At 43.3% G+C, this 6,466-nt stretch carries 7 protein-coding genes; all 7 read left to right on the forward strand.

What is annotated here, in order from left to right:
- The coding region (locus F6K38_RS32885; RefSeq protein ID WP_287359285.1) for a rod-capping linker protein CpcD domain-containing protein at positions 1-406 on the forward strand (406 nt) is incomplete at its 5' end.
- A 42-nt stretch (positions 407-448) separates the two neighbouring features.
- The gene (locus F6K38_RS32890) at positions 449-1,243 is read left to right on the forward strand and encodes a phycobilisome rod-core linker polypeptide (RefSeq protein WP_287359286.1); all 795 of its coding nucleotides are present in this window, start codon (positions 449-451) and stop codon (positions 1,241-1,243) included.
- Between the two features lie 156 nt (positions 1,244-1,399).
- Positions 1,400-2,194 (forward strand): phycobilisome rod-core linker polypeptide, encoded by a 795-nt coding sequence (locus F6K38_RS32895; RefSeq protein ID WP_287359288.1) that lies wholly within the window; start codon positions 1,400-1,402, stop codon positions 2,192-2,194.
- Between the two features lie 129 nt (positions 2,195-2,323).
- Positions 2,324-3,085: a phycobilisome rod-core linker polypeptide gene (locus tag F6K38_RS32900; RefSeq protein ID WP_287359290.1), complete on the forward strand. Its 762-nt coding sequence runs from the start codon at positions 2,324-2,326 to the stop codon at positions 3,083-3,085.
- Between the two features lie 434 nt (positions 3,086-3,519).
- A complete protein-coding gene (locus F6K38_RS32905; protein WP_287359292.1) occupies positions 3,520-3,723 on the forward strand; it encodes a rod-capping linker protein CpcD domain-containing protein in 204 nt (67 codons plus the stop codon).
- Positions 3,724-4,114: 391 nt separating this feature from the next.
- A complete protein-coding gene (locus F6K38_RS32910; protein ID WP_287359295.1) occupies positions 4,115-5,572 on the forward strand; it encodes a zinc ribbon domain-containing protein in 1,458 nt (485 codons plus the stop codon).
- Between the two features lie 204 nt (positions 5,573-5,776).
- Positions 5,777-6,466, forward strand: a 690-nt coding sequence (locus F6K38_RS32915) for a phycobilisome rod-core linker polypeptide (RefSeq protein ID WP_287359298.1), incomplete at its 3' end; no start/stop codon positions are given.

The following is a 6,466-nucleotide window of genomic DNA, read 5'->3' on the forward strand; positions in this document are numbered from 1 at the left end:
TTACATCAATAGTGACGAATACCAAAATAATTTTGGGGATGATACCGTACCCTACTATTGTGGTTCTAGTAGCCAAATCGGTCAAAAGCAGGTGGGCTATAACCGTACCCTCTCCTTGGTAAGGGGTCGTTCAGAAGTTGATAGCTCCATAAAAAGCTCTTGCTTGGTAGAAGCAGTTGCCACCAATAGCACCAGCGAAATTGTGCCACTGGCAGGTGGCCGTGCTGCCGCTTATGCTGATGCTACCGAAAAGATGTTCAAAATTGTAGTGCGGGGTGCCATGTACAGGGGTCGTCGCCGTCGGAGTACCACTGAGTACATTGTTCCTGGCAGCAAGATGACACCCCAAATTCAGCGGATTAATCGCACTAGTGGGACAATCGTCAGCATTACAGAAATCTCCTAATGTCTGGGGTTTTTTTTCGGAAGTTTTAAAGGAGAGATAGAAATGGGAAATTTAACTCGCTCAGCGACTCTAGGCTTGGATGCCTTTGAATGTGATCCATTAGAATTACGGCCTTTTGCCACTGAAGATGATTTACAAACGGTAATTCGAGCCGTTTACAAGCAGGTTTTGGGCAATGAACATATCATGGAGAGCGATCAGCTCTCTAGTGCGGAAGCCCAACTCCGGAATGGCAATATTACAGTGCGTGAGTTGGTCAGGGTAGTAGCTAAATCTGAATTGTATAAGAAACTGTTCTTTCACAGTTCTTCTCAGTACCGGTTCATTGAGCTGAACTTCAAACACTTGTTAGGACGCCCTCCCCAGGACCAGGCAGAGATTACTGAACACGTCCAACTATATAATACAGAGGGCTACGACGCTGAAATCGACTCTTATATCGATAGCAACGAATACATTCAAAACTTTAGTGAGTACACCGTCCCTTATCCACGGTCTATCCGCACCCAAGTGGGTATCAAAACTGAAGGGTTCAATCGGATGTTCTCATTGCTACGGGGCTCTCCTACCAATGACAGTGATACACAGGCAAAGTTAATTTCCTCTTTGGCTGCGAATATGTCCACGACAATCACTCCGCCAGCGATTGGCAATGGTGCAGCTAGTAGTAACTTGGACAAGCGCTTCCGGATTGTCTATTCTACCTCAACTGCTGCTGCTCGACTCAATAAGTTTAGCAAGACAGAGCGGGTAGTTAACTACAGTCAAATGTCTCAACAATTTCAGAACATTCATAAATGTGGTGGAAAGATTATCAGCATTACTGAAGTTTTGTAATGCTGGTTGAATGTTGACCATTTGATATAAACTCAGGGTCGGCTAATAATAGCTTAATAGCTCCTTAATAGCTGACCCTAGGTTTGGGGAAATTACCTCAAACTAGGTTTAACCAACGACTATATCATTATCAAACTGAGTTTAGGAGAAATAAGAATGGGGAATTTAACGGTATCAGCCACCCTTGGTCTAGATGCCTTTGAAGGTGACCCAGTAGAACTGCCACCCTATGCTACTGAAGAGGATGTGCAGACGGTAATTCGAGCTGTTTACAAGCAGGTTTTGGGCAATGCCCATCTGATGGCTAGCGAGCGAATCAGCAATGGGGAATCAATGTTGCGGAATGGGGATATTAGTGTCCGTGGCTTTGTGCGCATGGTGGCTCAATCAGCCCTGTATCAATCCCGATTTTTCGAGGGGTCTTCTCCCTATCAGTTCATTGAGCTTAATTGCAAGCATTTGCTGGGTCGTGCTCCCCTAGATCAAGCGGAAATCTCTGAGCACGTCAGCCTTTACAATCAAGAGGGTTATGAAGCGGAAATCGATTCCTATATCGATAGTGACGAATATCTTGAGAATTTTGGCGATAACATCGTTCCCTATCCCCGCAGCATCCGTAGCCAACCTGGAATAAAGAATGTGGGCTTTAATCGGATGTTCTCGTTACTGCGAGGCTCTCCTACCAGTGATAGTGGAAAAGCAGCCCAGCTAATTACTTCTGTAGCTGCTAATATATCTCCACAAGTTAAGGCTCCAGCTGTTGGAAATGGTGCAGGTTATGGCAATACTGGCAAGCGTTACCAGATTGCTGTTTCCACATGCGCTGGTGTAGCCCGGTTGAATAAGTGTAGCCAGCTGGAATATCAGGTTAGCTACGAGCAACTCTCTGAACAAGTCAAGAGTATTCATAAAAGCGGTGGCAAGATTCTCAGTATTACTGAGTTAACTTGATCCAGTAGCCCGGTTATCAGTTATCAGTAAAAAGAAAAACTGTTAACTGGTAACTGATAACTGGTAACTGATAAGTGAATAGCTGTGTAAGTCAGCTAAATCTGAGCAAAGAATCTAGGAGGAATTTAAATGTCACTTTGGGTAATGGATGCTAACCCGATAGAGTTGCGTGCTGGTGCAACAGAAGATGATTTGCAGACAGTGATTCGGGCAGTTTACAAACAGGTTCTAGGTAACCAGCACTTGCTGGAATCCGATCGCTTAACTAGTGCTGAAGCGATGCTGCGAAATGGGGACATCAGTGTACGGGGCTTTGTGCGCATGGTCGCTAAATCAGACTTGTATAAGTCCCTGTTTTTTGATTCTGCTTCCCAGTATCGTTTCATTGAGCTCAACTACAAGCATTTTCTAGGTCGTGCTCCCCAGGAACAGGCAGAAATTGCCGAACACGTTCTAATTTATAACACTGCTGGCTACGACGCTGAAATCGATTCTTATATCGATAGCGCAGAGTATCAGTTGAGTTTTGGTGAGTTTATTGTCCCCTATCCTCGTAGTAATAGTACCGAAGTTGGGATTAAGAACGTAGGGTTTAATCGGACGTTTTGTTTGATGCGGGGAGATGCTACCAGTGATAGCAGTAACCAAGCCAAGCTGATTAGTGATTTAGGAGCTAATCTGTCTACCAAGATTACTGCTCCTGCTGGGGGTTCAGGTAATTACGCCAATACGGGCAAACGCTTTAAGATTACTGTAGCTAAAGCTGGTGTTGGTTCTCGCTTCAAGCGGAGTAATGCTAGCTATGAGGTGGGTTACGACCAGCTGTCGGCGAGGATTCAAAATATGCACAAAATGGGCAGCAAAATTGTCAGTATTACTGAAATAGGTTAGTTTGACTGTCAGGATTCAGGTAAGCTATCAGCTATCAGCTATCAGCTATCAGCTTTACGTAACTCAGCATTATTCGAATGCTTAGCTCTTGTCTTGATGCAAAGCGCGAGTGGGGGAAAACCCCGTGAGGCCACTGCATCGCTTATTCGCGCATCACCTCAAGTAGCGTGCGCTATGGGCATAAGCGGAAGACTGACGGCTGACGGCTGAATGCTTACGGCTGAATGCTTACGGATTCAGTAGTTGATCTGAGCTAAGTATCTAGATGTTAGTTTTTGGAAATAGGTTGTGAACAATCAACAGCTAATTTCTAAAAACTAACACTATTGCCTAGTGAACTATTGGTTAACTATTGGTTAACTATTGATTAACTATTGGCAGTAGGATTGAGCGTTTTTGAATTCACAACTTAGTAAATTAGAGGTACTTTACCGATGTCAGGAATGATTACAGATGGAACTAGCATTCTGAGTGATTATAGCGATCGCACAGTTGTACTAGAGGTGACAGGTCTGTGTCGCCAAGATGTAATGCGCACAAGTAACTATACGACGAAGGTTCCTTATAGCTGTATAGCTGAGGCAATGAAGAACATTAGCCGTATGGGTGGTAAGGTTGCTAGTGTCCACGTTAGTTAAAACAAAGTAGGTTGAGCTGACTGCTGCACCTTACAGATTTTTGGGTTTAACTGTTGACTGTTGACTGTTGACTGTTGACTGTTAATGGTCAACAGTCAACAGTCAATTAAATCTCTAAGTGCAACTAGCGTGTCAGTCAACCAAGAGGATATCGAAGGCGTAATCTTAATCAATTTAATCAATAAAAAAATAATACTTATAGTGTTCAATTAATATAGTGTTCAATCGATTTTTTTGGACATTCAGTGTTCAATACTATTGAATTGAACAAAGTAGTCTGACGCTTAAACGCCAATAAAGCGGTACAAAACGGGATTTAACATCTCAAAACGGACATTGACAGTTTTGTAGCGCTAGGGTATTCTAGAAAAGTAGGAAACAGCAGTTAAAGATGCCCAAAAAGCTAGGAACAACCAAGAAAATATCGACTCAAGTCGTTCCCGTAGTGGGTATGACTAAGTCGGTTGAGCAAGAGTTGTTCCAGGTAATGAAAAAACTGGGCATAGTTAGGGCTGAGTCTTACAACAAGCTAGGGAGTGTCAGTCATTGGGGGATGGATTGGAAAAAGGCTATCCCAGAGATCAAAAGCTTTAGGACTCCCGAAACCCTGGGTTTACCGGCTAAATTGATGGATTGGACAATCAATGATGTAGCTAAAGCAATCACAGCGAGCCAGGCAGCTTGTTCCGATGCCGTTATCAAAAAACTATATAAAAAATTCCCAGGTAAAGAAAATGAAAAGAAAAGAAAGGACCAAAGTAAGCAGCTTAAAAGTTTAAGCTTTCTTGAAAGCCCACTACTTCACCGACTTGTCAGGAAAGAATTTAAAAGAGGTCATTCTTGGGTTGACAATCAGATTGTTTATCAACAAGTAGGATATAAGTGTAAAAGACTTGATCGTAATACTTATCAGCTAGAGTTGGCTGGACTAACAAGTAGAAAGAGAAACAAGATTATTGTCAAAAGTAACAGAAAATTAAAAGGTCAGATCAGACTGATATATAATTACCTGTCTCAACAGTTTGAGATTCACTTCTTGGTTGACCATGGAAGAGTCGAATCCGTTCCTCGACCTCGCGAAATAGGAGTAGATAAAGGTTACACAGAAGCCTTCTATGATTCGGAAGGCAAGGCTCACGGGAAAGGATTAGGTGTCTTGCTTACTAAGAAATCAGAACGTATATGTGCCAAGAACCGAAAAAGAGGAAAGCTTTGGGCACTTCATAGAAACTTAGAAAAGTTAGACCCAGCTAAATCAGCTCGAATATTAAAAAATAATCTAAACAGAAAAACCGAAAACAAACGTTACAGGCAAAATCAATCAGAAATACTTGCAGTACTCGGAGCTGCTTCTAAGTCTCTTTTAAACGGGGAGTCACTAAAAGTATTTGCAGAAGATTTAACACAACCGATCTTGAATAAGCGCCAGTCCAAGGCTCTATCCCGCAAATTGAATAACTGGATGAAAGGAGCAATGCGGGATTCATTGCAAAAATGGGCTAATTGGACTGGTTCGGTTGTTAAAGAAGTTCAGCCTAGCTACACGTCGCAAATTGACTCCAGAAATGGAACCCTGTTAGGGAAAAGGACTGGGGACAATTTTACCGGATTTGATGGGGTCGTGTTACAGGCTGATTGCAATGCGGCCAATAACATCCTTGCGAGGGGTACGGACAAGGATATTTCTCGGTTCTCTTCTAGGACTGAGGTTCAGGCAGTGTTGTTGCGTCGTACCGCGCGTTTCTTGAAAGGTATGGGACTGAGCTTGCTAGATGCAGTTGAGCTTGGCTGGCTTGACTCTAAGCATACTAAAACTCAGGCTTTCAAGCAACTCCTCATCGAGATGTGAGGAACGTCCAGATAGCTGAGTGGGAGGTTTAACTCCAATTACCGTATTACCACTCCTCACTCGGACAACAATAAATTGCACCTTGACCGTTATCTCCGGGTTTATCCCGATTAATCACGGTTTAAGAGTATCTCTTCGTAAAAAAGTTGTTTATTAGTTGTTGATTAACTGTCTTTGACAACAATGGATTGGGAGGTCTTTTAGATGGTAATTGGTTTTATAAATCCTGTACTGACACGGGCCGCGCAATTAGGGGTGGCACCATTTCAAGAAACAGACCCAGTTGAACTGTGGCCTAGTCATTCTGAAGAAGAACTAAAAATTGTGATTCGGGCTGTCTATCGGCAAGTGTTGGGGAATACCTATGTCATGGACAGTGAGCGGCTCACCGTTGCCGAATCCCAACTTAGAAACGGAGAAATTTCTGTCCGGGAATTTGTGCGGCAAGTGGCTAAATCTGAGCTTTACTACTCCCGATTTTTCAACAGTTGCCCCCGTAACCGAGCCATTGAGTTGAATTTCAAGCATCTCCTTGGTCGAGCTCCCGAAAGTTATGAGGAAGTTATTGAGCATACGAGGATGCTTGATCAAGGTGGTTATGAGACTGAAATCGATTCTTATATCGATAGTGAAGAATACCAGCTGGCTTTTGGGGAAAACCAGGTGCCCTATTATCGGGGTTACAAAACCCAGATCGGCAAGAGTACAGTGGGATTTACCCATATCTTAAAACTGTTGCGTGGTGCGTCTGGTAGCGATCAAGCAACTGTTTGGCGGGGGAATTGGTCTCGGTTGAATCAGTCCCTGATGACCAATAGCCCCAGTAATATGGAGCCGCTGTCTGGAGCTGGTGATGTAGTAAAACCGACTGATGTCAATAAACTCCTGGCTAAT

Origin of the sequence: Moorena sp. SIO3B2 (genome assembly GCF_010692525.1) — a bacterium.
In the GTDB taxonomy this organism is placed as follows: domain Bacteria; phylum Cyanobacteriota; class Cyanobacteriia; order Cyanobacteriales; family Coleofasciculaceae; genus Moorena; species Moorena producens.

Bases quoted from the DNA above. Each gene is read 5' to 3' on its own strand.
- F6K38_RS32890 (WP_287359286.1), top strand. From the start codon at position 449: ATGGGAAATTTAACTCGCTCAGCGACTCTAGGCTTGGATGCCTTTGAA.
- F6K38_RS32895 (WP_287359288.1), top strand. From the start codon at position 1,400: ATGGGGAATTTAACGGTATCAGCCACCCTTGGTCTAGATGCCTTTGAA.
- F6K38_RS32900 (WP_287359290.1), top strand. From the start codon at position 2,324: ATGTCACTTTGGGTAATGGATGCTAACCCGATAGAGTTGCGTGCTGGT.
- F6K38_RS32905 (WP_287359292.1), top strand. From the start codon at position 3,520: ATGTCAGGAATGATTACAGATGGAACTAGCATTCTGAGTGATTATAGC.
- F6K38_RS32910 (WP_287359295.1), top strand. From the start codon at position 4,115: ATGCCCAAAAAGCTAGGAACAACCAAGAAAATATCGACTCAAGTCGTT.